This window comes from Arthrobacter sp. 05T442, from assembly GCF_056395945.1.
The window spans coordinates 517,968-543,758 of record NZ_JBFTKM010000001.1; the positions used below are offsets into that span (position 1 = coordinate 517,968).

Consider the following 25,791-nt stretch of genomic DNA (forward strand, 5'->3'; position numbering starts at 1 on the left):
CGGGGGGACGCTCCCGGGCCTGGTCACGGTTGGACATGCTCCCCGCCCGGGCCTGGTCACGGTTGGACATGCTCTCCCGGCGGCCCGAATTATCCGGCCCGCTGCGCCACCCCTAGAATCGTTAAGTGACTTACCCAGCAGCAACAGGCGATCTCCGGCCCGATGCGGCGGCAGCGCCCGTCCACCCGGAGGAACGCTCGGCCGTAATCGACCTCGAAGCCATCCGCCACAACGTCCGGCGCCTGGCAGCCGTGGCCTCGCCCGCGAAGATCATGGCGGTGGTCAAAGCTGACGCCTACGGCCACGGCGCCGTTCCCGTGGCCCGGGCGGCCCTCGCCGCCGGCGCCAGTTGGCTGGGAGTGGCCCATATCTCCGAGGCGCTGGGCCTGCGCGCTGCCGGCATCGAGGCGCCCATGCTGGCCTGGCTGCACACCCCCGAAAGCAACTTCGCCGCCGCCGTGGCCGCCGGAATCGACATCGGCTGCTCCGGCTGGGAGCTGGACCGGATCGTGGCCGCCGCACGCGAGCAGGAGCGGCCGGCCCGCATCCACTTGAAGATCGACACCGGGCTTGGGCGCAACGGCGCCACCCTCGACGCCTGGGACAGCCTCGTGGGCGAGGCCATGGAATACCAGGACCAGGGCCTGCTGCGGGTTGTGGGGATCTTCTCCCACCTGGCCGTAGCGGACGAACCCGAACGGCCCGAAACCGATGAGCAGCTCGCCGCATTCCGCCAGGCCCTCGCCATCGCCCAGGACGCCGGCGTGGATCCCGAGGTCCGACACCTGGCCAACACGCCGGCCACCCTTTCGCGCCCGGACACGCATTTTGACCTGGTCCGCGTCGGGCTGGGCCTCTACGGACTGTCGCCTTTCGAGGGGCAAAGCTCCGAGGAACTCGGCCTGCGCCCCGCCATGACGGTCCGCACAGTCGTTTCGCACTGCAAAGACGTGCCCGCCGGACAAGGTGTCTCCTATGGCCTGAACTACCGCACCGGCGGCTCCAGCACGCTGGGGCTCATTCCCCTTGGCTACGCCGACGGCGTTCCGCGCGTCGCCACCGGCGGTCCCGTCCGCGTTGAGGGCACGAACTATCCGGTGGTGGGACGCATCGCGATGGACCAGATGGTGATCGACCTGGGACCGCGCAAGGTGGCGGCCGGCGGCCCGAGCGTCCTCGGCGCCGAGGCCGTGCTGTTCGGCAATGGCGCCGACGGCGGACCCACCGCCGAGGATTGGGCCCGGGCCGCCGGAACCAACAACTATGAGATCGTCACGCGGATCAGCCCCCGGGTGCCGCGCCGCTACATTAACGAAGAGCCCTCTACCCCGGGATTACGGCCGTGACCGGACCGGCGTGGGAACGGACGCTTAAGGTCCGGACAGCGGATCAGACGCACGCGCTCGCGGCGGCCCTCGGCGCCGTGCTGGAGCGGGGGGACCTGCTGGTCCTGACCGGCGAGCTGGGCGCGGGGAAGACCACGTTCACGCAGGGACTTGGCGAAGGCCTGGGCGTCCGTGCGGGCATTATTTCGCCCACTTTCGTGCTGGTCCGCATCCACCCCAACCTGACCGAAGGAACCCGGCCGGGCGGCCCGGACCTTGTGCACGTGGACGCCTACCGGCTGGGGTCCGCCGCCGAAATTGATGACATCGATCTGGAGAACACCATGGACTCGGCCGTGACCGTCGTCGAGTGGGGCCGCGACCGGGTGGAACACCTGAGCGACAGCCGGCTCGAGGTGGAACTGCACCGCACGCTCGGCGGTGCGCCAACTACTGGAACCGCCCCTTCGGGAACCGCGGCCCCCGGCGTCCCGGGCGGCGCCACTCCCGGACACGCGCCGGCCCCCGGCGTCCTGGATTTTGACACGGACGACGACGACGAGCCCCGCACCGTCGTGATCCGCGGCTTCGGTCCGCGCTGGACGGAACCCCCTGTCCTGCCCGGGTTCGGGCCCCTGCCGGAGGCCACTGCCCTTGCCGGCAACCCCGCGGACCCGGAACGGAAGCCCTCATGCTGATTCTCGCCATCGACACCTCGGCCGTGGCCAGCGCCGCGCTCATCTCCGATGACGCGCCGGAGTCCGTGGTGGCCAGTTTCTCCACCGAAGACACCCGCACCCACGCGGAAGTCCTGGCCCCGGGGATCGAGAAGCTCCTGGCCGGCGCGGGCCTTTCCGGTGACGACGTCGACGCGATCGTCACCGGTGTGGGTCCCGGTCCCTTCACGGGCCTGCGCTCGGGCATAGTCACCGCCCGCACCCTCGCCTTTGTGTGGGACAAGCCGCTGTACGGCGTCATGAGCCTGGACGCGATCGCCCTCGAAGTGGCTGAATCCACCGAGGCGGCCGCAGAGTTCATCGTGGCCACCGACGCGCGCCGCAAGGAAGTGTACTGGGCCCGCTATACGCTCGCCGGCGGCCAGTTGCCCCAGCTGCTGGACGGACCGCACGTGGGATTTGCCGCGGATCTCCCGGACCTCCCCGTCTACGGTGCCGGTGCCGGGATCTACGCAGGCGTGCTCAAGGCTGTCCCCGAATTCAGCGCCCGGCAGCCCGAGGCGCTCTCGCTGGGCCAGTTCGCCCTGGCACGGCTTACGGCCGGCGAGCGGCTCCTGGATTCCACCCCCCTGTACCTGCGGGAGTCCGACGCGCAGGTGCCCGGACCCCGGAAGCGTGCGCTGTGAGCCCGGCGGATGCCAGGCCCTCTGCGCTGCCGCCCGGCGTGACGCTGCGGGACATGACGGCGGCGGACGTCCCTGCCGTCCATGAGCTGGAGCGCAGGCTGTTCCCGGTGGACGCGTGGCCGTTACAGATGTTCCATGACGAACTGGCGCAGGCCGACACCCGCCGCTACCTCATCGCGGAGCTCCACGGCGGGATCGTCGGTTACGCCGGGCTCATGTGCATCGAGCCGATCTCGGACGTCCAGACCATCGCGGTCGTGCCCGAGCACGAGGGCAAGGGCATCGGCTCGGCCCTGCTCACCGAGCTCATCCGCGAAAGCCGCCGGCGCCGCGCAGAGGACGTTCTGCTGGAAGTCCGGGCGGACAACCCCCGGGCCCAGCAGCTCTACCGCCGCTTCGGGTTCGAACAGATCCATGTCCGTCCCCGCTACTACCGCGACGGCGTCGACGCCCTCATCATGCGGCTCCAGCTGCCCACCGAACCACTCAGCCACCAGTCCAGGGAAGCAGGCCACCCGTGAACCGCACCCAGCCGCTCGTGCTCGGCATCGAGTCCTCCTGTGACGAGACCGGCGTCGGGATCGTCCGCGGGACCGCGCTGCTGACCAACACGGTGTCCTCCTCCATGGCGGAACATGTCCGCTTCGGCGGCGTGATCCCCGAGATCGCCTCCCGCGCCCACCTCGACGCGTTCGTGCCCACGCTCCGGGCGGCACTGGCCGAGGCCGGGGTGACGCTGGCGGAGATCGACGCGATCGCCGTCACCTCCGGCCCGGGACTGGCCGGGGCGTTGATGGTGGGGGTCTGCGCGGCCAAGGCGCTCGCCGTCGCCACGGGAAAGCCGCTCTACGCCATCAACCACCTCGTCGCGCATGTCGGCGTCGGGCTCCTCCAGCCGGTGCCCGGCAGCACGCAACCGCCCACCGGGAAGCTGCCGGAATCCCTGCCGGAGAACATGGGCGCGCTCCTGGTCTCCGGCGGGCACACCGAAATCCTGCGGATCCGCAACATCACGGACGATGTGGAGCTCCTGGGGTCCACGATCGATGACGCCGCAGGCGAGGCGTACGACAAGGTGGCCCGCCTCCTGGGCCTCGGGTACCCGGGCGGTCCCGCCATCGACAAGCTCGCGCGCACGGGCAATGCCAAGGCGATCCGGTTCCCGCGCGGACTGACGCAGCCCAAGTACATGGGAACCGCCGAGGAACCCGGCCCGCACCGCTACGACTGGTCCTTCAGCGGACTCAAGACCGCCGTCGCCCGGTGCGTGGAGCAGTTCGAGGCCCGCGGCGACCAGGTGCCGGTGGCGGACATCGCCGCGGCGTTCCAGGACGCCGTGGTGGACGTGATCACGTCCAAGGCGGTGCTGGCCTGCCGCGAAAACGGGATCACCGAAGTGTTGCTGGGCGGGGGTGTGGCGGCCAATTCACGGCTCCGGCAGCTCACCGAACAGCGGTGCAGCGCCGCCGGGATTCGGCTGACCGTGCCGCCGCTGGACTTGTGCACGGACAACGGTGCCATGGTGGCCGCCCTCGGCGCCCAGCTCGTGATGGCCGGGGTGGAACCGAGCGGCACCGGGTTCGCCCCGGATTCCTCCATGCCAGTCACCACCGTGTCCGCCTGAGCGGCGCGACCGCCGGCGGCGCTGCCCCGGGCTGGGGCTAGGCTTCGGGGCCCTTGCGCATCTGCTTGACCAGGTCCAGGACGACGGCGCGGAGGTCGCCGCCGTTTTCGGCCGCCACCCGGCGCTGCCGCTGATAGCCGGCACCGCGCTGGATGATCTTTTCGACGTCGGCCAGCTCGGCGGCGCAGCCGAGCCTCGCCGCGACGGGCTCGAGCCGCTTAAGCGTCTCGCGGAGGTGCTCGGTGACGAGCTGTTCATTGCCCTCGGCGTCCAGGATGATGATCGCCTCCAGGCCGTACCGGGCAGCACGCCACTTGTTTTCCTGGACGTGCCACGGAGGCATGGTGGGAATGGTGCCGCCGTTCTCCAGCGTCGTGGAGAACTCGTCGACGAGGCACTGCGTCAGGGCCGCGATGGCGCCGACCTCTTCGAGGGTCGCCAGCCCGTCGCAGATGCGCATCTCGATGGTGCCAAGGTTGGGCACAGGCCGGATGTCCCAGCGGATTTCGGAGAGGGTGTCAATGACGCCGGTGGTGAACATGTCCTTGACGTAGGCCTCGTAGTCCTCCCAGCTGGAGAACTGGAACGGCAGGCCGGCCGTGGGCAGCTGCTGGAACATGAGGGCGCGGTGGGACGCATAGCCGGTATCCTCGCCGCCCCAGAACGGGCTGGAGGCGGAGAGCGCCTGGAAGTGCGGAAAGTAGTTCACGAGCCCGTCCAGGACAGGGAGGACCTTGTCGCGGCTGTCGAGCCCGACATGCACATGGACGCCGTAGATGACCATCTGGCGGCCCCACCACTGGGTCCGGTCAATGAGCTTGGCGTAGCGCGCCTTGTCAGTCACTGGCTGCAGCTGGGGCGGGCTAAAGGGGTGGCTTCCGGCGCAGAAAACCTCGACGCCCATGGGATCGGTGACCTCACGGACCGCCGCGAGCGAGCTGCTCAGGTCCGCTTTGGCTTCCGCCACCGTGGTGCAGATTCCGGTGACCAGCTCCACCGTGTTCAGCAGCAGTTCCTGCTTGATGTGCGGGTGCTCGTCGTCCTCATTGAGCTCGGGATGCCGGGCGGCCACACCCCGGAGGACCTCGTTGGCGACCGAAGCCAGCTCGCCGGTCTCCGCGTCGACGAGGGCAAGTTCCCATTCCACACCAAGAGTTGATTGCCTGGATGAAGCGAAATCAATCTTCATGTGGTCCCTTCAGTGTTCTTCTGTCCGCAGCCGGCGTCCGATCTGGACATGCCGCTGGCGGTGCCGCCGGTAGGGCGGCTGGCAGGGCAACGGTGGTCCAAGTCTAGTGCAGGGGTAGCATCGGACTGGTGTCAAAGTTACAGCTGGTGCGTGAGTGTATTCACAAGCAGGCGCGGTCCGCGGCCGTGCTGACTGCGGTGGCGGGGCTTGTCCTCGGTGCCGGAGCGTGCAGCGCACCGCCGAACGGGCCAGCGGCCACGCCGACGCCGGCGTCCCCCGCGCAGTCCGCCCAAGACCCGCTCGGCTGGGGACCCGATCAGCGGGACGCGGACGCTGCGGGCCAGGCTGTGGCCGCCATGAGCCTCGAGCAGAAAGCCGGACAGGTCCTGCTTCCGTTCTACGCCGGGCTCGACCACGAGGGGCAGGCCGCGACAATCGAGCGGCTGCACCTCGCCGGATCCATCATCATGGGCGACAACGTCCCGGGAACACCGGACGGGCAGGTGGACACCGCGGCAATGGGCGCTGTCACCCGGCGGCTGGCGAAGGCGGCGCATGCCGATGGCCGCAGCTGGCCCGGCCTGATCGGCGTCGACCAGGAGGGCGGGGTGGTGGCCCGGCTGCGCGCACCGCTGACCGAGTGGCCGGCACCGATGAGCTACGGAGCGGCCCGGAGCGCCCCGCTCGCCACTTCCGCCGGCCGCGCCATGGCCGCAGAACTGGCGGGGCTGGGATTCGACACCGACTTTGCCCCGGACTCCGATGTCACCATGGGCCCCGCAGACCCGGCCATCGGTTCGCGGTCCATGTCGGGCAGTGCGGACGCCGCCGCCGACTTCGGCACGGACTTCTCCCAGGGGATGCTGGCCGCGGGGGTGCTGCCGACCGTCAAGCACTTCCCCGGCCACGGTTCCGTGACAGTTGATTCCCATGAAGGACTCCCGGTCCAGAACGAATCCATGGACCAGCTCCGCGCCAAAGATCTGGTACCTTTCCAGGCGGCAATCAAGGCCGGACTGCCGATGGTCATGACCGGGCACATTGCCGTTACGGCCCTGGAACCGGGGGTCCCCGCGTCGGTCTCCAAGGCCAGCTACACTGCGTTGCGGGGGATGGGGTTCCACGGGGTGGCCGTGACCGATGCCCTGAACATGGGAGCGATCCAGGGCAAGTATCCCAACGATTCCGCCGCTCCCCTGGCACTGGCCGCCGGGGCCGACCTGTTGCTGATGCCAAAGGATGTCGCCGCCGCCCACGCCGCCATCGTGAACGCCGTCAGGAACGGCACCCTGCCGCCGGAACGGCTCGCGGACGCCGCACAGCGGGTCGTCACCATGATGATGTGGCGCGGCCGCACTGGCGCCCCGGCGGGAAGCGCGCCAGGAAGCGGCAAGGAACTCTCACGGAAGGTGTCGCGGGAAGCCATTACCGTGCTCGCCGGACCCTGCCACGGTCCCATCGTGCCCGCCAGCGTGCGGGTGACCGGCGGCTCGGACCAGGACCGGGCACGGTTCGCGGCGGCAGCACGGGACGCCGGCATCAGCATCGGCACCGGCCCGCTCGTTACCCTGATCGGCTTCGGCGGCGAGCCGGCGGCGGCTGATGTCGCCGTCGCCCTCGATGCGCCATGGCCGCTGGCGGACTCCGCCGCGCCCGCCAAGATTGCGCTTTACGGGCGCAGCCAGGGGGCCTTTGACGCCCTGGCAGCGGTGCTCGCCGGCAAGGCGACGGCGCCCGGGAAGCTGCCGGTCGCCGTCGGGCCGCAGGCTGCAGGCTCAGGCTGCGGCTGAGGCCGGGGCCGCCAGCGGTTTTTCAAGGGGTTTAATGGAGCTGTGCCCATACTGAACAAAGACATGACCCTGTGCATCTCGCTTTCGGCCCGGCCGAGCAACAACGGGACCCGTTTCCACAACCACCTATATGAACAGCTTGGCCTGAACTGGATCTACAAGGCCTTCGCGCCCACTGACCTGGCCCAGGCAATCGCCGGCGTCCGGGGCCTCGGGATCCGCGGCTGCGCGGTGTCAATGCCCTACAAGGAAGACGTCATTGCCCTGGTGGACGTCATGGACCCCTCCGCGAAAGCCATCGATTCGGTCAATACGATCGTCAACGACGGCGGCCGCCTGACCGCCTACAACACCGACTACACGGCAATCGAGCAGCTGCTGAAGTCCAACGCCGTGCCCGCGTCCTATACCGTGTGGGTCCTCGGCTCCGGGGGCATGGCCAAGGCCACCGTCGCGGCGCTGCGGGATGCCGGGTTCAGGGACGTCACTGTGATTGCCCGCAACGAGTCCTCCGGACGGGCGCTCGCAGGGCACTACGGGTTCGCGTGGCGCGCCGACCTTCCCGGAACCGTCACGCCCGGAACTGAGGCTGCCGGCACCGCCGACATGCTCATCAACGTCACGCCCGTCGGGATGGCCGGCGGCCCGGACGCAGGCTCGCTGTCCTTCCCGCAGGAGGCGGTGGATGCCGCGAAGGTGGTGTTCGACGTCGTCGCCCTCCCGGCGGAGACCCCGCTGGTCAAGGCCGCCCGCGCGGCGGGCAAGACCGTGATCACCGGAGCCGAAGTGGCCACCATTCAGGCCCTGGAACAGTTCGTGCTGTACACCGGCATCCGGCCCACCGACGAACAAGTCAAGACCGCAGAAGAGTTCATGCGGGCGCAGTAGTTTCACCCGGGCGCCGGAGTTTTACCCGGGCGCAGGCCTGCACGGCAGGCCTGCAGGGCCCCTACTGGACGGGTTCCACCGAAATGGCCACCCGGTCCTCGCCGATCCTGGTGAGAACCAGGGTGGCTGAATTCTTGCCTTTGTTTTTCGTCGCTGTGTTCTTTCCGGATGTGTTTTTCCCGCCGGGGAGAAGCTGCTTGCGGAGCTCCTCCGGGGTGACCGCCGTGCCGCGTTTCTTGATGTCGAGTATGCCGATGCCGTGGTCCTTGACCCAGGCCTTGAGCGCTTTGACGTTGTAGGGCATGACTTCCAGGACCTTGTAGGCACGGGCAAACGGAGTGTCGCGCAGTTCCGGGGCGCAGATATAGGCGATGTGCTCGTCCACGAGGTGCCCCTCGAGTTGGAGTGCGACGTCGGCCACGAGGCCGGCGCGGATGACGGCGCCGTCAGGCTCGTACAGATACCCCTCGACGGGGCCGACGGGCGCCACCGGGCCGCCGTCGAATCCGTCGCCGCTGGTCAATTCGGCGGCGCCCTGCGGGCCGAGCACGAGGGCTGCACGGCGGACGCCGGGCCTCCGCACGGCGTTGAACCACAGTGCCACCTCGGTGACGTCGCCGCCCACCGAGACCCACTGGGCTTCACAATCCGCCGGCACGGAGTCGTGCGGCATGCCCGGGCCCATCTTCACGCCCACGGCGAGCCCCGAACCGGCCAGGGACTCCACGAAGGACAAGGGCGGGGAGAAGTCCTCCGGATCCCACAGCCGCTTGGTCCCGGAGCTCGACGTGGTGCGGCGGGCCGGATCCAGCCAGACGCCGTCGATTCCCTCAAGCGGCACGGACATGGCATCTGCATGGACGACCGTGGCGTTCCGGAACGGAATCAGGTTCATCGTGGCGCAGGCGGCTGTCGTCTCGTCCATTTCCACGGCGGTCACCTTGATGTCCATGGAGGCCAGGGCCATGGCGTCAGCGCCGAGCCCGCAGCCGAGATCCGCCACGTGGCCGATGCCGGCCTCGACGAACCGTTGCGCGTGCCGCGCCGCGACAGTGAGCCGGGTTGCCTGCTCCAGGCCGGCCCGGGTGAAGATCATCTGCCGGGCGAACTCGCCGAACTTGGCCTCGGCCTTGGTCCGGAGCCTCGACTGGGTGAGCGCCGCCGACACGAGTTCGGGGGAGTGGCCGGCCTTCCGCAGCGCTGCGTTGAGCCGGATGGCGTCGTCCTCGCGGTAGGGGCCCAGCGACGCCAGCAGCTCCCAGCCCTCGGGGTTGAGGAGCGGGGCGATCTGTTCCTGCGGTGCGTCAGCCATGCCATCTAGCGTAGTTCAGCCGCCGTTCACCCGATGCGCCGGGCCAGGACGACTAGGCTTGACGGCATGGAAGACAGCGGAGCGGACGAGCGCGGCATTGACGTCACCACAGGGCAGTACGACGCCGATGAGGACCACCGGAACCATCAGGGGCTTGCCCGTTACGCCCGCCCGGCGCTGATAGCGGGCGGCATCATCGCGGTCGTCTGCATCGCCTTGCTGGTGATCATCTTTTTCCTGGATTCCTTCAACGCCACCATCTATTCCGTTGGCGGCAAGGACGTCAAGGACGCCACGGACGAGGCGCGTGCCATCCGCGACACCTATGCCGCGGCCCGGCTCGGCGGCGTCATCTTCCTCGTCGTCGGCCTCCTGCTCGCCGCCGCGGGCGGCCTGCTGCTGTACCGGCACCGGAACGATCAGGGGCGCATCATCGAGGAAGAAGACGGCGAAGACGTGGACTTCGAGGACCTCGCGGGGGAGTAGTCAGACGCCGGCAGCGCCTGGCGGACATGCTCATTCTTGGTATTCGACGAGGGGCATGTCCCTCCGGGCAGCGCGGACTTGTTGGACATGCCCTTCGTGCAGCGCCTGGAGTGGGCATGTCCTTCGTTCAGCGCCCGGAATGAGCATGTCCGCCGCACTTGTTGGGCATGTCCACCGCTCGGCGCGGGCAGCGAGCATGATGCCCGCGTGTCCACCGGCCGCAACGAACAATGGGCATGTCCCTCTGATCAGCTTGGGTCCGTCGCACAACCCTTTGTTCAGCCCGCATTCGTTGGGCATGTCTTTCGTTTGGCGCCTGGAATGAGCATGTCCCCCGGATTTGTTGGGCATGTCCATCGCTCGGCGCGGGCAGCGAGCATGATGCCCGCGTGTCCACCGGCCGCAACGAACAATGGGCATGTCCCGCTGGGGGAAGTGTTCACCGGGGACGAATTTCTGGCACTCGCCTTGACCGAGTGCTAACTACTTACATAGAGTCGTCATTAGCACTCTCCCTGGGAGGGTGCTAATACATGAAGCGCCACTTGCCCGGCGCGCTGCCGGCACCGCGACGACGGTCTGCACGCCAGGGCACCACCGCTTCATAGTCCACAAATTTGCTGACGAAAAGGAGAGGTCCGAGTGTCGGTCTCTATTAAGCCTCTTGAGGATCGTATTGTTGTCCGCCCGCTCGAAGCCGAGCAGACCACGGCTTCCGGCCTGGTTATCCCGGACTCCGCGCAGGAGAAGCCGCAGGAAGGCGAAGTTGTTGCAGTAGGCCCCGGCCGCTTTGACGACAACGGCAACCGCGTTCCCATTGACGTGGCCGTTGGCGACGTCGTCATTTACTCCAAGTACGGTGGAACCGAAGTCAAGACCGGCGGCACCGAGTACCTCGTGCTCTCCGCCCGCGACGTTCTGGCGATCGTCGTAAAGTAACTCTCTTGGACCCCGCGCCGCCGATCCCTCGTTTGACGGGTCAGTTGCGCGGGGTTCTGTCTTGAAAGGACAAAACCATGGCAAAGCAGCTCGCGTTTAACGACGCTGCCCGCCGGTCGCTTGAAGCCGGCATCGATAAGCTCGCCAACACGGTCAAGGTGACGCTGGGCCCGCGCGGCCGCAACGTCGTGCTGGACAAGAAGTGGGGTGCCCCCACGATCACCAACGATGGTGTGACCATCGCCCGTGAAATCGAACTGGACGACCCGTACGAGAACCTTGGCGCACAGCTGGCCAAGGAGGTCGCCACCAAGACCAACGATGTTGCCGGCGACGGCACCACCACCGCCACGGTGCTGGCTCAGGCACTGGTCAAGGAAGGCCTGCGCAACGTTGCGGCTGGCGCCGCCCCGGGCGAGATCAAGCGTGGCATCGAGGTCTCCGTCGAGGCCGTCGCCGCCCGACTGCTCGAAAACGCCCGCCCGGTTGAAGGCACGCAGGTTGCCAACGTGGCCTCCATCTCCGCGCAGAGCGACGAGGTCGGCGAGCTCCTGGCCGAAGCCTTCGGCAAGGTAGGCAAGGATGGTGTGATCACCATCGAGGAGTCCTCCACCACGCAGACCGAACTGGTTCTCACCGAGGGCATGCAGTTCGACAAGGGCTACCTGTCCCCGTACTTCGTCACCGACGCGGAACGCCAGGAAGCAGTACTCGAAGACGCCCTGATCCTGATCAACCAGGGCAAGATCTCCTCTGTGCAGGATTTCCTGCCGCTGCTGGAGAAGGCGCTGCAGAGCTCCAAGCCGCTCTTCATCATTGCCGAGGACGTCGAGGGCGAGGCCCTGTCCACACTGATCGTCAACCGCATCCGCGGCACCCTGAACGTCGTTGCCGTCAAGGCGCCGGGCTTCGGTGACCGCCGCAAGGCAATGCTGCAGGACATCGCCACCCTCACCGGTGCGCAGGTTGTCTCTCCGGAACTGGGCCTGAGCCTGGACACGGTCGGCCTTGAGGTGCTGGGTACCGCCCGGCGCATCACCGTCACGAAGGACAACACCACCATCGTCGACGGCGCCGGTTCTGCCGAGGACGTCGCAGCCCGGGTTGCGCAGCTGCGCGCCGAGCTGACCCGCACCGACTCGGACTGGGACAAGGAAAAGCTGCAGGAACGCCTGGCCAAGCTGGCCGGCGGCATCGGCGTGATCAAGGTCGGCGCTGCCACCGAGGTCGAGCTCAAGGAAAAGAAGCACCGCATCGAGGACGCCGTGTCCTCAACCCGTGCGGCCCTCGAAGAAGGCATCGTGGCCGGCGGCGGTTCCGCCCTCATCCACGCTCTGAAGGCCCTCGACGAGGATCCGGCCGTTCAGGCCCTCGAAGGTGACGCGGCTGCTGCCGTCGGCATCGTCCGCCGTGCGTTGACCCAGCCGCTGCGCTGGATCGCCCAGAACGCCGGTTTCGACGGCTACGTCGTCGTTGCCAAGGTCGCCGAGTCCGCCGTGAACCAGGGCTTCAACGCCAAGTCCGGCGTCTACGAGGACCTCATCGCGGCCGGCGTGATCGACCCCGTGAAGGTGACGCGTGCGGCCCTCCGCAACGCTGCCTCCATCGCGGCACTGGTTCTCACCACGGAAACGCTCGTGGTGGAGAAGCCGGCTGACGAGGACGAGCACGCGGGCCACAAGCACTAAGTTCGGCCCAGCGCAGGGGACGTCCCGGCATCTGAATTGCTCCAACCTTCGGGAAGCAGTTCTTCTCGCCGGGGCGTCCCTTTCGTGTGAAGCGCGTGTGCCGCGGGCGTCCCTTTCGTGCGCCGCGCGTGCGCCGCGATTCTGCCGGCGGGGGATCCCTCTGCGCGCCGCACTCCCCGGAAACTCAAAGCTTTGCGTGGCTCAATAGGTGAGCTGTGGCCCCCGCGACGGGCTGGCCATAAACGTTCGGGGTTGGGGCCAGTGCCGGCCGCTACCGGCCGGGCCGGGGTCAGCGCCGCGTGCGTGCAGCCTTCTGCCGCAGCCGCAAGGCGGCGTCCCGGGGTAGGCGTTTCGTGACGAGCCGGTAGAAGAGCAGCACCGCAACAGCGGACACCACGATTCCCAGCAGGTTCAGGAACAGCTGGAGTGCCGAGCCCGCGGCCTTTTGGTACTCGCCCAGGACCAGCGCCACGGCCACGTATCCGGCCGCCGGGACGGTGGTCACCGAGATGAAGACCCCGATCAGCGCCGCGGAGCGCCGGCCGATCACCGACAGCATTCCCGCAGTCCCGGCCAGGACCGCCACAATCAGGGAGTAGGGGCCGGGGTGGTAGATGAATTCGACCGCCGAACCCCGCTCCAGCGCGTCGGCAGGGAACAGCCCAAGCGGGACCGACAACCACGCGGTCAGGGCCGCGGCCAGCATCGCGACGGGAAAGCCGACGCCGAGGGCCAGTGCTGCTTCGCGTCCGAGCTTCGCCTGGCGCCTGACCAGCGCAACGGCCAGGGCCGCCAGCGGACCGAACTCGGGGCCAACTGCCATGGCTCCAACGATGGCGATGGTCGAGTCCGTGACGATGCCGATGGCTGCCAGCTGCGTGGCCAGGACCAGGAAGGCCAGGTAGCTCCACGTCAAGCGTGAGTCCTCGCCGCTCTGCCGCGACACCTCGTCCCAGATCACGGCGTCTGCGCCTTCCCCCGGGGCGGCAGCCTCAGCCCGGTCCGCCCGGTCCGAGAGCACCAGCTCCGGCATATTGACCGCAATCGATCCCCGCTCCTGGACGTTGAGGACGTGCAGCTTCTCCACCAGCCGCTCCACCGATTCCCGCGCAAGCAGGACCAGGATCACGTCGCCGGGCGGCATCACCGAGGCGCCCGCGTGAAGGGCCACTTCCGCGACTCCCAGCTCCCCGGAACAACTCTCAACGACCACGCCGGACAGGTCATCCGGGACACAAATACGCAGCTGCACGATCACGATGGGGCCTCCTCCGATTCATATCAGACTATCCGCACGGCCCAAGGCCGACGGCGGCACCCCGCCCTCGGTTCCGCCCCCGACAAGGCCGACGGCGGCACCCGTTGCCGGCGTCCGTAGCGGCCGTTCGACTGGCAAAGCAAATTACGGTTCGGTAACATTGACGTTTTGGAAACCGGCCCGAAGGATTTTCTGTGTCGAACGAGCGAACCGTAGCCGCGCTGCCCGCAGCGGACCACGGTTCCCGGGCGAGCCGAAAAGCCACCTACCGCCCCGAGGTGCAGGGTCTCCGCGCCCTCGCCGTCCTCATGGTGGTCACCTACCACGTGTGGCTTGGCCGGGTCTCCGGCGGCGTGGACATCTTCCTGCTGATCTCGGCCTTCCTGATGACCCTCAGCTTCACCCGCAAGGTCGAAAGCGGCAAGCCGCTGCGGCTGTTGGGCCACTGGCTGCACCTGCTCAAGCGACTCCTGCCCGCCGTCGTTGTGGTGGTCCTCGGCGTCCTCGTCGGCACGTGGGCCATCCTTCCGCAAAGCCGCTGGCCCGATGTCCTCGACCAGGCCTGGGCCTCCCTGCTGTACCGGCAGAACTGGCTCCTGGCCGACAGCGCCGTCGACTACTACGCGCAGGACCATTCCGGCGCCAGCCCCCTCCAGCACTTCTGGTCCCTGTCCATCCAGGGGCAGGTCTTCGTGCTGTGGCCGCTCGTGTTTGCCGGCGCCGCGTTGCTGCGCCGACTGCTCCGGCGCTGGACGAATCTGGACTACCGGGCCTTGCTGGCCGTGACCTTCGGCGCCATCTTCGTCGCGTCGCTGGTGTACTCAATCGACCAGACGGCCAGCAACCAGGCGGTCGCCTACTTCGACACCCGTGCCCGGCTCTGGGAATTCGCCCTTGGCTCCCTGCTGGCCCTGGCACTGCCCTACCTGAGGCCCGGCAGGACCTTGCGGGTGCTGCTGGGATGGGCGGGGCTGGCTGCCATGCTCTCTTGCGGGTTGCTGCTGACGGTGGACCGCTCCTTCCCCGGGTTCGTTGCGTTGTGGCCCACGCTGGCAGCGGCGGCAATCATCGTCGCGGGACACACCGGCAGCCGTTTCGGCGTCGACCGCTTCCTGACGTGGAAGCCGCTCGTGGCCCTGGGGGACAACTCGTACGCGCTCTACCTCTGGCACTGGCCGCTGCTGGTCCTGGCCCTCGCCGGAGCAGGCATCACGTCGCCGAACCTGGCGCAGGGTCTGGCCATCGTGGCCGCGTCCATCGTGCTGGCCGTGCTCACCACCCGCTACGTGGAGAAGCCGCTGCGCGAATGGCACTGGCCGGAAGGCCGCAGCTGGCGCACCGCCGTCGTGATCGTTGCATGCGGCGCCCTGCTGGCAGGTCCTGTCGCCCTGTGGCAAAGCCGGATCGTTGCCGATGAGGCCGCAGCCGCGTCGCAGCCCAAGGAGCTGACCCCGGGAGCCGCGGCCCTGGCGCCGGAGAATGCCGGGAAGCCCACGCCGGAGGCGAAGATCATTCCTGCCCCCGCCGCGATGAAGAACGAATGGGCGGACATCGACGGGCTGTGCACCGGGGACAACGTCCCGAGCGACCCGTTGCTGCAGGGCTGCCTGCAGAACAGCAGGCCGGACACCGTCACGAAACGGATCGTGGTGGTGGGCGACTCGCACGCCCAGCAGTACATGGCGGCGCTCGGCCCCATCGCCAGGAGCCACGGCTGGGAAGTTGTCACGCTCCTGAAGGGCAATTGCCGCTTCGGCGGGGCGTCGCCCGAACGTGACGCGGACTGCAACGCATTCAACAAGGCCAGCGCCCGGTACGTCCTGGACCACCACCCGGACGCTGTATTCACCGTGGCCTCCCTGACACATAAGGACGCACCTTACGAAACCGAAGTGCCCCAGTACCTCGAGGGCATCAAGGCCTTCACCGACGCCGGCATGGAAGTGGTCGGCATCCGCGACAACCCGCGCTTCAGCATCAACATGCCCGAATGCGTCCAGAAGAACGGCCCGGCCGCACCGCAGTGCAACGTGCCGCTCCAGGACTCGCTGGCCGGATCCTCCCCGCTGGATGCCTACCGGGACAAGGTGCCCGGGCTGCACCTGATGGACATGAGCGATTTCATCTGCGCCGGGGGAACATGCCCCGCCGTCGTCGGCAACGTGTACGTCTACAAGGATGACAACCACCTGACCAAGACGTACGTCCAGACCATGATTCCGATGTTTGAGCAGCGGCTGCTCGCGTCCACCGGCTGGAAATGACCCCCACTGGACGCCATCTTCCATGCGATAGCTCACAATACCGGAGCGGAATATGGCGATCGCCGCCAAGGTTCTAGTATTTACTCAACCCTTCTGCACGAAAGTGCACGAATAACCTGCACGGACCAGACCCGTAATGACTGGCTGGTCATCTGCTGCAACCCCTACCCGTGAAACCCCGTAACCCAAGGTAAGAGGCGCACTCATGACCCAGCCCGAACACGATCCCTTCGGCTTCATCGGCCTGACGTACGACGACGTCCTGCTCCTGCCGGGGCACACCGACGTCATCCCCTCCGAGGCTGACACCTCCTCCCGGATTTCCAAGCGCATCACGGTGAACACGCCGCTGCTGTCCGCCGCCATGGACACTGTGACCGAGTCCCGGATGGCGATTGCCATGGCCCGCCAGGGCGGCCTCGGCGTCGTGCACCGCAACCTCTCCATCGCCGACCAGGCCGATCAGGTCGACCGGGTCAAGCGCAGCGAATCGGGCATGATCACGAACCCGCTGACCATCGGCCCGGAGGCGACGCTGGCGGAGCTCGACGAGATCTGCTCGCACTACCGCGTGTCCGGCCTGCCGGTCGTGGACGAAGGCATGCGGCTGCTGGGCATCGTCACCAACCGCGACACCCGCTTCGTGCCGGAGGCTGACTTCCCCCTGCGCCTGGTCAGCGACGTCATGACCAAGATGCCGCTCGTCACGGGCCACGTCGGCATCAGCCGCGAGGAAGCCTCCCACAAGCTCGCGACCAACAAGATCGAGAAGCTCCCGCTCGTTGACGAGCAGGGCCGGCTCAAGGGCCTCATCACCACCAAGGACTTCACCAAGGCCGAGCAGTACCCGCTCGCCACCAAGGACGACGCGGGCCGGCTGCGCGTCGGCGCGGCCATCGGCTTCTTCGGCGACGGCTGGGAGCGCGCCATGGCATTGATCGACGCCGGCGTGGATGCCCTCTTCGTCGACACCGCCAACGGCCACTCCCAAGGGGTCCTGGACATGATCCGCCGGCTCAAGTCCGATCCCGTCGCCGCCCACGTGGACATCATCGGCGGCCAGGCCGCCACCCGCGAAGGCGCCCAGGCCCTGATCGACGCCGGCGCCGACGGCATCAAGGTCGGCGTCGGTCCCGGCTCGATCTGCACCACCCGCGTCGTTGCCGGCGTCGGCGTCCCGCAGATCACGGCGATCTACGAGTCCGCCAAAGCGGCCATCCCGGCAGGCGTGCCGCTGATCGCCGACGGCGGCCTGCAGTACTCGGGCGACATCGGCAAGGCGCTCGTTGCCGGCGCCGACACCGTGATGCTCGGTTCCCTGCTGGCGGGCTGCGACGAGTCCCCGGGCGACCTGATCTTCGTCAACGGCAAGCAGTTCAAGCTCTACCGCGGCATGGGTTCCCTCGGTGCGATGCAGACGCGCGGCAAGAACACCTCCTACTCCAAGGACCGCTACTTCCAGGCCGACGTCTCGGGCGATGACAAGCTCATCCCGGAAGGCATCGAAGGCCGGGTGGCCTACCGTGGTCCGCTGGCCTCGGTGGCGTACCAGCTGGTCGGCGGCCTCCGCCAAACCATGTTCTACACGGGGGCCCCGACAATTCCGGAGCTCAAGGCCCGCGGCAAGTTCGTCCGCATCACCCCTGCGGGGCTCAAGGAATCACACCCGCATGACATCCAGATGACGGTGGAGGCACCGAACTACGGTTCGCGCTAAACCGCACAGTGCGGTTCACCCAAGTAACTCGCAGCAGGGGCCGTTTTGGACCCCCATAACGGCTCCTGCTGCGAGTCAGTCGGGCAGGCCGGTGTCCTAGGCTGGAAGCATGTCCGAACTCCTGCCCGCACGTGAGCCGAAGCGCAAGCTTGCGCTGAGGCCCTACGCCCGGGCCGTGGCGCAAGTGCTGCGAGTCAGCTTCCGGGCCTCACCCGCCGCCGTCGCCATGAAGGTTGCGGGTTCGCTGATTTCGGCGCTGCTGCCTCTGGTCACCACCTACTACGCGTCCCTGACCACGACGTCGCTCGCAGCGGCGTACTCAGGCAACGCCACAGCGGGCCAGCAGGCGATCATCTACGTGGTCGTCACCGCCGCGCTGGGGCTGTTCTGGGGCGCCTTCAGCAGCGTGGACCGCTACATCCAGCAGCTCATGAGCTTCCGGGTCGGCGCGATCGTGGGCGACCTCATGTACGAGCGCTTCCTGGCCCTCGAGTTCTGGCGCTACGACGACAAGGAAACGATCGACCTCTACGACCGTGCCAAGCGGTTCTCGGACTCGTATGCCCGTGTCCTGGACCGCATTGCGGCGATCTTCACGCAGCTGGTCTCGGTGCTCCTCGCCATCGGGGCGCTGCTGCTGGTCAGCTGGTGGATCGCGGTGATCGTCCTGGTCGCGATCGTGCCCAGCGTGTACCTGCAGTTCAGACTCTCCCGCGAGCAGATCGCGCACTGGAACACCCAGGTGGATTCCCGCCGGCAGCGGCGCATGATCGAGACCAACCTGCTGCGCCCCCAGCACATCGCCGAGATGCGGCTCTACGGGATCGTCGCGTACCTGATGGGATTGCGGTCCCGGCTCCGGGACGCGGACGAAAAGCGCCGGCTGGACTTCCAGAAACGCTATATCCCCAAGCAACTCGCGGCCGATGCCCTGCAGTACGGCGCGGAAGTGGTGTCGCTGATCTGGGTGGTCGGGCAGATCATCGCACGGGCCCAGCCGGTGGGGCAGTTCCTTTACGTCCAGCAGATCGTCAGCCGCGCGCTGTCCACCGCCAACAACCTGGTCTCCTCCCTCAGCTCCATCGACGAGGACCTGGCCAACCTCAAAGACTATGAACTGTTCATGGCGTTGCCGGTCCATGCAGAGCACGCGCCGCCGCTGCTGCAGTCGCCCCGGACCGTGGAACTGCGGGACATCCGCTTCACCTACACGGGCAGCGAGCTGGAAGTCATCAGGGGCATCTCCATGACCATCCACGAAGGCCAGCACATCGCCATCGTGGGGGAGAACGGCGCCGGCAAGTCCACCCTCATCCGGATCCTCGCCGGGCTCTACCGGCCGGACTCAGGGCAGGTGCTGCTCGACGGCGTCGACCTCGCCGCCGTCGACGTCACGTCCTGGCACCGCCATCTGGCGGTGCTCAGCCAGGAGTTCCTCAAGTACGAGTTCGCCACCGCCGCCGAGAACATCATCTTCGGCGACGTCGACGCGCCGCACGACGACGCCAGGATCCGTCGCGCCGCTGCTGACGCCGAAGCCCTCGAGTTCATCAACAAGCTGCCCAATGGCCTGGACAACCACGTCAGCAACTGGATGGAGGATCCGCGCGGACGGAAGGGGAGCGGGCTCTCCGGCGGCCAGTGGCAGCGGCTCGCGATGGCCCGCAACTTCTACCGGAACGCCTCGTTCATGGTCATGGACGAGCCCACCTCCGCCATCGACGCCCTCGCCGAGCACCGGATCTTCACCCGGCTCTTCGCCGACCGCAGCAGCACCCTCATCGCCATCAGCCACCGGCTGGCCACGATCGAGAAGGCGGACATTGTCTACATGCTGGAAGGCGGACGGATCGTGGAACAGGGCACCCACAAGGAACTCGTGGCCCTGCGCGGCCGCTACTTCCGGATGTTCGAGTCCCAGCTCGCCGTGGACGAGGCCGAAGGGATTTGAGGAGGCCGGTTATGCCGGAGCCGGCCCGCCGGCAGCCTGCTCAACCACGGTCGTGCGTACCCGCGACAGGGTGGGCTCCTGCGGCACACTGCTGAAGCCGAACCCGACGGCGGGCCGAACGGCGGCCAGGGGCCCGGCGTCGGCGCCGTCCCAACTGACCCTGGCAGCGGTAATGCGGTGCAGGTCGGTCACACCGTAATATTCCTGCCGGCCGCCCTTGGCGGTGCCGGCTGTTCGCGCCCCGGGGCTGAGGAGCGCAGCGATCGGGCTGATGGCCCGCAGCCACTGCGGATGCACGGCCACCGGCCGGGGGACCAGCCGCACTATGTTGCCCAGCCGGGTCCGCACGCCGACGTCGGCCCGGATCCGGAGCGGGCCGGCGTCCACCCTGAGCTCGTTCGCGTTGCGTGACGCCGCGACGTCCACGACCCGGGCCTCGTCAAAGGTGTAGACGTCCGCGATGAACCCGGCGATTTCAGCCGTCGGGGCGAGCAGGATCCGGTGGCCGGAGGGCAGCTGCAGCATGGCGTCAGCGAATGGCCCGAACGGGGAAAGCTGCCAGAGGCCCACCACTGCGCGCAGGCCGGATTCGGTCCCGATCCCGGCGATGTGGCCGTCGAAGATCCATCGTTGGTCCATGCCGCCACTCTACTGATGACCGCCGCGCCGGTCCGCCGCGCCGGTCCGCCGCGGCGGTGCCGGCGGCGGCCCACCCCCGGCAGGTCCGTCAGCTGGGATAACCTAGAGCAGTGACTTACGAGATTGAGATTGGCCGTGGCAAGCGTGGGCGTCGTGCCTACTCCCTGGATGACATTGCGATCGTCCCCAACCGACGCACACGTGACCCCAAGGACGTATCCGTCTCCTGGCAGATCGACGCCTACAAGTTCGACATGCCCGTCATCGCGGCACCGATGGATTCGGCCATGTCGCCGGAGACCGTCATCGCCCTGGGCCGCCTCGGCGGACTCGGCGTGCTCGACCTCGAAGGTCTCTGGACCCGCTACGAGGACCCGCAGTCCGTGCTCGATGAGATCGCGGCCCTGGCCGACGAGACCAACAGCCCCGCCGTGACCCGCCGGATGCAGGAGCTGTACCAGGCGCCTATCCTGCCGGAGCTGATCACCTCCCGCCTGGCCGAGATCCGCGCCGCCGGCGTCACCGTCGCCGGCTCCCTGACCCCGCAGCGGACCCAGGAGCACTACAAGACCGTGGTGGCGGCCGGCGTCGATATCTTCGTGATCCGCGGAACCACGGTCTCGGCCGAGCACGTCTCCAAGGACCATGAGCCGCTGAACCTCAAGCAGTTCATCTACGAACTCGATGTCCCCGTGATTGTCGGCGGCGCCGCCGGCTACACCCCGGCACTGCACCTGATGCGCACCGGCGCGGCCGGCGTCCTGGTCGGCTTCGGCGGCGGCGCCACCACCACCACGCGCCGTGCCCTCGGCATCCACTCGCCGATGGCCTCCGCCATTTCCGACGTGGCCGCGGCCCGGCGTGACTACATGGACGAGTCCGGCGGCCGGTACGTGCACGTAATCGCCGACGGCGGGATGGGATCCTCCGGCGACATCGTCAAGGCCATCGCCATGGGCGCCGACGCCGTCATGCTGGGCAGCGCCCTTGCCCGTGCCGAGGAAGCGCCCGGCAAGGGCTGGCACTGGGGCCAGGAAGCGCACCACCTCGAACTTCCCCGCGGCGACCGGGCCAACGTCGGCACGGTCGGCCCACTGGAGGAGGTTCTGTTCGGCCCGGGCCACCACACCAACGGCACCTCCAACCTGATCGGTGCGCTGCGCCGTTCGATGGCCACCACCGGCTACTCGGATCTGAAGGAATTCCAGCGGGTCGACGTCGTCGTCTCTCCCTACGCCGGCAACTGATACACCCCTGCCCATCCGGGGGACTTGGAAGTAGTCTGGTGCCCTACGAGGTTTGATCCGGATGGAGGCGTGACATGAACAGTTTTCCCGGCGGTTCTCCCGTGGCCAGTGGTGCCCTGGGGCCCGCGGAGCGCGAAGCTTCAATCGCTGTTCTGAAAGGCACCACGGACCCGGGCAAGGAACTCGACATCCTGATCGTGGGCGGAGGCATCGTCGGTACGGGCGCCGCCCTGGACGCCATCACGCGCGGGTTGAGCGTGGGCATCGTCGAGGCAAACGACTGGGCCGCCGGAACGTCGTCGCGGTCCTCCAAACTCATTCACGGCGGCCTCCGTTACCTTGAGATGCTTGACTTCGCCCTCGTCAAGGAGGCCCTGCACGAGCGCGGACTCATTCTGTCGGTGCTTGCCCCGCACCTTGCCCGGCCGGTCCCGTTCCTGTACCCGCTGACTAAACCCTTCCTGGAGCGGCCGTACGTCGGCGCCGGGATCGCCTTGTATGACGCTATGTCCATCACCGGCGGGCACAGCCGCGGCGTGCCGTTCCACAAGCACCTGAGCCGGCGGGGGACCCTGCGCGCCGCGCCGAGCCTGAAGGACGATGCCTTCGTGGGGTCGATCAGGTACTACGACGGCCAGGTCGACGACGCCAAGTACGTGGCGAACCTCGTCCGCACCGCGGCGTTCTACGGCGCCCACGCCGTGAACCAGATGTCAGTCGTTGCCTTCCTCCGGGAAGGCGAACGCGTCGTCGGGGCCAAGGTGGTCAACCACGAGGACGGCTCCAGCTTCAGCATCCGGGCCAAGCAGGTCATCAACGCCACGGGGGTCTGGACCGACGAGACCCAGGCCATGGTGACCGATCGCGGCCAGCTTAAGGTGCGCGCGTCCAAGGGCATCCACCTGGTGGTGCCCCGTGACCGCGTCCAGTCGACCGTCGGGCTGATCCTGCGGACAGAGAAGTCCGTGCTGTTCGTGATCCCATGGGGCCGGCACTGGATCATCGGGACTACGGATACCGACTGGCACCTCGACAAGGCCCATCCCGCCGCGTCCAGCAAGGACATCGACTACATCCTCGAACACGTCAACCACGTCCTCAAGCGCCCGCTCACCCGCGAAGACGTCGAAGGCGTCTATGCCGGGCTGCGTCCGCTCCTCGCCGGGGAAAGCGATTCGACTGCCAAGCTCTCCCGCGAGCACGTGGTGGCCCACCCCGTACCCGGGCTCGTGGTGGTGGCCGGCGGCAAATGGACGACCTACCGGGTCATGGCCAAGGACGCTGTGGACGAGGCCACCCGCAGCATGGATGAGCGCGTCCCGCCCAGCTGCACCGAATCCATTCCGCTGCTGGGGGCCAGCGGCTTCAAGGCCGCCTGGAACAAGCGGAACCGGATGGCGGAAGAGACCGGCGTCCACGTGGCCCGGATCGAGCACCTGCTCAACCGCTACGGCGCCATGGCCCCCGAGGTGCTGGCGCTCATTGCCGGCAGCCCGGAACTCGCGGAGCCGTTGCCGGGGGCCGATGACTACCTGGCGGCCGAGGCCGTGTACGCGGCCACACATGAAGGCGCCCGCCATGTGCAGGACGTGCTGACCCGCCGAACCCGGATCTCGATCGAGGCGTGGGACCGTGGTGTGTCGGCCGCTCCCGTAGTCGCTAAACTAATGGGGGATGTTCTCGGCTGGAGCGATGCGCAGCGCGAGAGCGAAATCAAGCACTACCTGGCCCGGGTCGACGCCGAGCGCCTAAGCCAGCAGCAGCCGGACGATGAGTCCGCCGACGCAGCACGGCTGGGCGTGGAGGACATCGTCCCCTTGCGCTGACCGTCAGCGCCGGCCGGCAGTGCTGAACATAGACGCTAGTCACTGGACTGCCGGACGGCGTGCACTGACGCCACTTCGAAGGGACACCTCTTGGCGGAACCACTGGACCGCTATGACGCCGAGCTCACCACTCCCGAGATGGTGATCCTCGAACTGGATGCCACCGACAAGCTGGACGCCACGTCACAGCTCGCGGAGCGGATGTACGCTGCCGGCCGCATTTCCGACCTCGAGGGCTTTCTCAAGCAGGTCAACGCCCGCGAGCACCAACTGGCCACAGGCCTGCCCGGCGGCGTTGGCCTGCCCCACGCCCGCAGCGAGCTTGTCTCGCAGACAACCATCGCGGTGGGCATCACAAAGTACGGCAGGGCACTGGACTTCGGCGCGACGGACGGCCCGGCAACCGTGATCCTGCTCATCGCGACGCCGGCGAGCTCTTTCTCCGACCACCTCGAGGTGCTGGCCACGCTGGCGCGTTCGCTGTCGAAGGAATCGTTCCGCGAGTCGCTGCGCCGTGCCTACGACCCCGAAGTGATCGCTGAACTCATCAATTCGTCCCTGGTGTTCTTCGACCACTAGAGATTGGGGCAGGCCCTTTCGTGTCGACTTCGTCGCCACGCAGGGACCCGGCTGCCCCACTCTGGGGCAGGCCCTTTCGTGTCGACTTCGTCGCCACGCAGGGACCCGGCTGCCCCACTGGGGGTGCTGGCGCCCCGGGCCCGTTTCGCGGTTCTACACGGTGACGAAGTACGGTTAAGACGTGCTGAAAACTGCCCTCAAACCCCGCTGGATCGCAGGCCTTGTGTTTGCGATCGCCCTTTCAGGGGTCTTTGTGCTGCTGAGCCAGTGGCAGTTCGGCCGCTCGACGCAGCCGGAGGCGCCGGTCAGCACCACGACCGAGGAGCTTAGGGCGCTCACGGCAGTCCTGCAGCCGGGGGACTTCTTCCACGGCTCGGTAGCGGACCAAATGGTCTCCGCCACCGGCAGCTACGATCCGCAGAAGCAGGTGCTTATCCCGGGCCGTCTCGAAGACGGCGCGAAAGGCTATTGGATCGTCTCCGCCTTCGCCGTCAAGGGCGCTCCCGTCCTGACCGGATCCGGAGCCACGCCCCAGACCTGGATCCCCGTGGCCCGCGGCTGGGTGGCGGATCCAGCGGACGCCGCTGCGCCGCCGTCGGGCACCATTGAACTCACCGGACGGCTCCTGCCGTCCGAATCCCCGCTGCCGAACACCGACGCCGGCCCCGGCCGCGCAAGTGCTGTCTCCGTGGCGGAACTCATCAACGTCTGGGACGTCAGCAGCTACCCCGGCTTTGTCGCGGCGAAAACCGAGGTGTCCGGCGGAACCGACGTCGGGGCGGAAGCATCGGGCGGCCCCATCAAGCCACTTCGGATCGGCCCCCAGCCGGCTGCCCAGCAGATCAACTGGCTGAACCTCTTCTATTCCGTGGAATGGGTGGTCTTCGCCGGCTTCGCGCTGTTCATCTGGTGGCGCCTCGTGAAAGACGACTACCGCCGCGGCCTGGAGGACGCGCTGGACGAAGAGCAGGCCAGGCAGACGGCCGCCGGCGGCTCCCCGCCGCCACGCGGACCGGATCCAAGCCAACCGCACGCCACGCAAACGCATCCCACCGACCCGAGAGTGCAATCATGATCGAGCCCCAGCCAGCCGTCCAGCCGCAGTCCCCCAATGGAACCGGAACGGCCGCCGGCAAGAAGCGCCGCTTCGGCGGCACCGAGGCCCAAATCCGCTCCGCCCTAAAGTTCTACAAGGTCCTCGCCTACCTGACCGGCTCGATGCTGCTCCTGCTGTGCACCGAACTGATCGTCCGGTACGGCTTCGGCCAGTATCTCTTCGCTGGCGGCACCAACGCCGTGACAGGGCAGCCTTTCGGTTTCGGATTCGCCGACGCCGATCCTGCAGGGGTCATCGGCGGAATGAACCTGTCCGTCACGATCCTGATTGTGCACGGCTGGATGTATGTCGTGTACCTCGTCTCGAACTTCCGTTTGTGGTCCCTTATGCGCTGGCCGTTCAGCAAGCTCGTCGTCCTGGCACTGGGTGGCGTTGTGCCGTTCCTGTCGTTCTTCGTGGAGAAGAAGTTCCACGCCGAGGTCGAGGCTGAGCTGGCGTCCAACCCGCAGGCGCCCCAGCGCTACTGAACGGCGGACGACGGCGGCCCGCCGCCGTCGTCCGCCCTTTCCGCGGACTGCGGGCAGATCAGGGCGGATACGCGCCGCCGAGCCGCCCTGATCTACCCCCCATGGCGACGCCGCGGCCAACC

Annotated in this window: 22 protein-coding genes; 18 read left to right on the forward strand and 4 right to left on the reverse strand. The window is 67.8% G+C overall.

Going from position 1 to position 25,791, the window contains the following annotated elements:
* The first annotated feature begins 125 nt into the window (after nt 1-125).
* The 5 genes from alr to tsaD are packed head-to-tail and all read left to right on the forward strand — an operon-like array spanning nt 126 to nt 4,312.
* On the forward strand, nt 126-1,346 hold the full coding sequence (gene alr / locus AC1DES_RS02455; RefSeq protein WP_476894072.1) for an alanine racemase: 1,221 nt from the start codon (nt 126-128) through the stop codon (nt 1,344-1,346).
* Nucleotides 1,343-2,023, forward strand: a complete 681-nt coding sequence (gene tsaE, locus AC1DES_RS02460) for a tRNA (adenosine(37)-N6)-threonylcarbamoyltransferase complex ATPase subunit type 1 TsaE (RefSeq protein ID WP_476894073.1) — start codon at nt 1,343-1,345, stop codon at nt 2,021-2,023. The genes alr and tsaE overlap by 4 nt, the downstream gene beginning before the upstream one ends.
* The gene (gene tsaB / locus AC1DES_RS02465; RefSeq protein ID WP_476894074.1) at nt 2,017-2,688 is read left to right on the forward strand and encodes a tRNA (adenosine(37)-N6)-threonylcarbamoyltransferase complex dimerization subunit type 1 TsaB; all 672 of its coding nucleotides are present in this window, start codon (nt 2,017-2,019) and stop codon (nt 2,686-2,688) included. Before tsaE ends, tsaB begins: the two co-directional genes overlap by 7 nt.
* 53 nt (nt 2,689-2,741) lie before the next feature.
* Entirely contained in the window at nt 2,742-3,209 is a 468-nt protein-coding gene (gene rimI / locus AC1DES_RS02470; protein ID WP_476894220.1) for a ribosomal protein S18-alanine N-acetyltransferase, read from the forward strand.
* The gene (gene tsaD / locus AC1DES_RS02475) at nt 3,206-4,312 is read left to right on the forward strand and encodes a tRNA (adenosine(37)-N6)-threonylcarbamoyltransferase complex transferase subunit TsaD (RefSeq protein WP_476894075.1); all 1,107 of its coding nucleotides are present in this window, start codon (nt 3,206-3,208) and stop codon (nt 4,310-4,312) included. Before rimI ends, tsaD begins: the two co-directional genes overlap by 4 nt.
* 37 nt (nt 4,313-4,349) lie before the next feature.
* On the opposite strand, the gene AC1DES_RS02480 is transcribed toward tsaD, so the two are convergent.
* Nucleotides 4,350-5,501 carry a glutamate--cysteine ligase gene (locus AC1DES_RS02480; protein ID WP_476894076.1) on the reverse strand — a complete coding sequence of 384 codons (1,152 nt, stop codon included), beginning with the start codon at nt 5,499-5,501 and terminating at the stop codon, nt 4,350-4,352.
* A 128-nt stretch (nt 5,502-5,629) separates the two neighbouring features.
* Here AC1DES_RS02480 and AC1DES_RS02485 point away from each other — a divergent pair, with 128 nt between their 5' ends.
* Together AC1DES_RS02485 and AC1DES_RS02490 are read left to right on the forward strand one after the other, a co-directional pair.
* Nucleotides 5,630-7,291: a glycoside hydrolase family 3 N-terminal domain-containing protein gene (locus AC1DES_RS02485; protein WP_476894077.1), complete on the forward strand. Its 1,662-nt coding sequence runs from the start codon at nt 5,630-5,632 to the stop codon at nt 7,289-7,291.
* Nucleotides 7,292-7,333: 42 nt separating this feature from the next.
* Entirely contained in the window at nt 7,334-8,179 is an 846-nt protein-coding gene (locus AC1DES_RS02490; RefSeq protein WP_476894078.1) for a shikimate 5-dehydrogenase, read from the forward strand.
* A 61-nt stretch (nt 8,180-8,240) separates the two neighbouring features.
* Here the strand turns inward: AC1DES_RS02490 and AC1DES_RS02495 are convergent, their stop codons facing one another.
* A complete protein-coding gene (locus AC1DES_RS02495) occupies nt 8,241-9,491 on the reverse strand; it encodes a class I SAM-dependent methyltransferase (protein ID WP_476894079.1) in 1,251 nt (416 codons plus the stop codon).
* A gap of 66 nt (nt 9,492-9,557) precedes the next feature.
* Between AC1DES_RS02495 and AC1DES_RS02500 the strand changes: the two genes are divergently transcribed.
* From AC1DES_RS02500 to groL, 3 genes are all read left to right on the forward strand, one after another.
* On the forward strand, nt 9,558-9,977 hold the full coding sequence (locus AC1DES_RS02500) for a hypothetical protein (protein ID WP_476894080.1): 420 nt from the start codon (nt 9,558-9,560) through the stop codon (nt 9,975-9,977).
* Nucleotides 9,978-10,619: 642 nt separating this feature from the next.
* Nucleotides 10,620-10,916 carry a co-chaperone GroES gene (groES, locus tag AC1DES_RS02505; RefSeq protein WP_018773735.1) on the forward strand — a complete coding sequence of 99 codons (297 nt, stop codon included), beginning with the start codon at nt 10,620-10,622 and terminating at the stop codon, nt 10,914-10,916.
* Nucleotides 10,917-10,993: 77 nt separating this feature from the next.
* Nucleotides 10,994-12,604 carry a chaperonin GroEL gene (groL, locus tag AC1DES_RS02510; RefSeq protein ID WP_476894081.1) on the forward strand — a complete coding sequence of 537 codons (1,611 nt, stop codon included), beginning with the start codon at nt 10,994-10,996 and terminating at the stop codon, nt 12,602-12,604.
* Nucleotides 12,605-12,893: 289 nt separating this feature from the next.
* On the opposite strand, the gene AC1DES_RS02515 is transcribed toward groL, so the two are convergent.
* Nucleotides 12,894-13,862, reverse strand: a complete 969-nt coding sequence (locus AC1DES_RS02515; RefSeq protein ID WP_476894082.1) for a DUF389 domain-containing protein — start codon at nt 13,860-13,862, stop codon at nt 12,894-12,896.
* A gap of 194 nt (nt 13,863-14,056) precedes the next feature.
* Here AC1DES_RS02515 and AC1DES_RS02520 point away from each other — a divergent pair, with 194 nt between their 5' ends.
* The 3 genes from AC1DES_RS02520 (at nt 14,057) to AC1DES_RS02530 (ending at nt 19,794) form a co-directional block, all read left to right on the forward strand.
* Nucleotides 14,057-16,126: an acyltransferase family protein gene (locus AC1DES_RS02520; RefSeq protein WP_476894083.1), complete on the forward strand. Its 2,070-nt coding sequence runs from the start codon at nt 14,057-14,059 to the stop codon at nt 16,124-16,126.
* A 205-nt stretch (nt 16,127-16,331) separates the two neighbouring features.
* On the forward strand, nt 16,332-17,843 hold the full coding sequence (gene guaB, locus AC1DES_RS02525; RefSeq protein ID WP_476894084.1) for an IMP dehydrogenase: 1,512 nt from the start codon (nt 16,332-16,334) through the stop codon (nt 17,841-17,843).
* Between the two features lie 109 nt (nt 17,844-17,952).
* The gene (locus tag AC1DES_RS02530; RefSeq protein ID WP_476894085.1) at nt 17,953-19,794 is read left to right on the forward strand and encodes an ABC transporter ATP-binding protein; all 1,842 of its coding nucleotides are present in this window, start codon (nt 17,953-17,955) and stop codon (nt 19,792-19,794) included.
* Between the two features lie 9 nt (nt 19,795-19,803).
* Here the strand turns inward: AC1DES_RS02530 and AC1DES_RS02535 are convergent, their stop codons facing one another.
* Complete coding sequence (locus AC1DES_RS02535) at nt 19,804-20,433, reverse strand: hypothetical protein (protein ID WP_476894086.1); 630 nt, start codon at nt 20,431-20,433, stop codon at nt 19,804-19,806.
* 110 nt (nt 20,434-20,543) lie between these two features.
* On the opposite strand from AC1DES_RS02535, the gene AC1DES_RS02540 reads away from it, so the two are divergent.
* The 5 genes from AC1DES_RS02540 (at nt 20,544) to AC1DES_RS02560 (ending at nt 25,669) form a co-directional block, all read left to right on the forward strand.
* A complete protein-coding gene (locus AC1DES_RS02540) occupies nt 20,544-21,680 on the forward strand; it encodes a GuaB3 family IMP dehydrogenase-related protein (RefSeq protein ID WP_476894087.1) in 1,137 nt (378 codons plus the stop codon).
* 74 nt (nt 21,681-21,754) lie between these two features.
* Nucleotides 21,755-23,506 carry a glycerol-3-phosphate dehydrogenase/oxidase gene (locus AC1DES_RS02545; protein ID WP_476894088.1) on the forward strand — a complete coding sequence of 584 codons (1,752 nt, stop codon included), beginning with the start codon at nt 21,755-21,757 and terminating at the stop codon, nt 23,504-23,506.
* A 90-nt stretch (nt 23,507-23,596) separates the two neighbouring features.
* Complete coding sequence (locus tag AC1DES_RS02550; protein ID WP_476894089.1) at nt 23,597-24,085, forward strand: PTS sugar transporter subunit IIA; 489 nt, start codon at nt 23,597-23,599, stop codon at nt 24,083-24,085.
* Between the two features lie 181 nt (nt 24,086-24,266).
* The gene (locus AC1DES_RS02555; protein WP_476894090.1) at nt 24,267-25,160 is read left to right on the forward strand and encodes an SURF1 family protein; all 894 of its coding nucleotides are present in this window, start codon (nt 24,267-24,269) and stop codon (nt 25,158-25,160) included.
* The gene (locus tag AC1DES_RS02560) at nt 25,157-25,669 is read left to right on the forward strand and encodes a DUF3817 domain-containing protein (protein ID WP_476894091.1); all 513 of its coding nucleotides are present in this window, start codon (nt 25,157-25,159) and stop codon (nt 25,667-25,669) included. Before AC1DES_RS02555 ends, AC1DES_RS02560 begins: the two co-directional genes overlap by 4 nt.
* Nucleotides 25,670-25,791 lie beyond the last annotated feature (122 nt).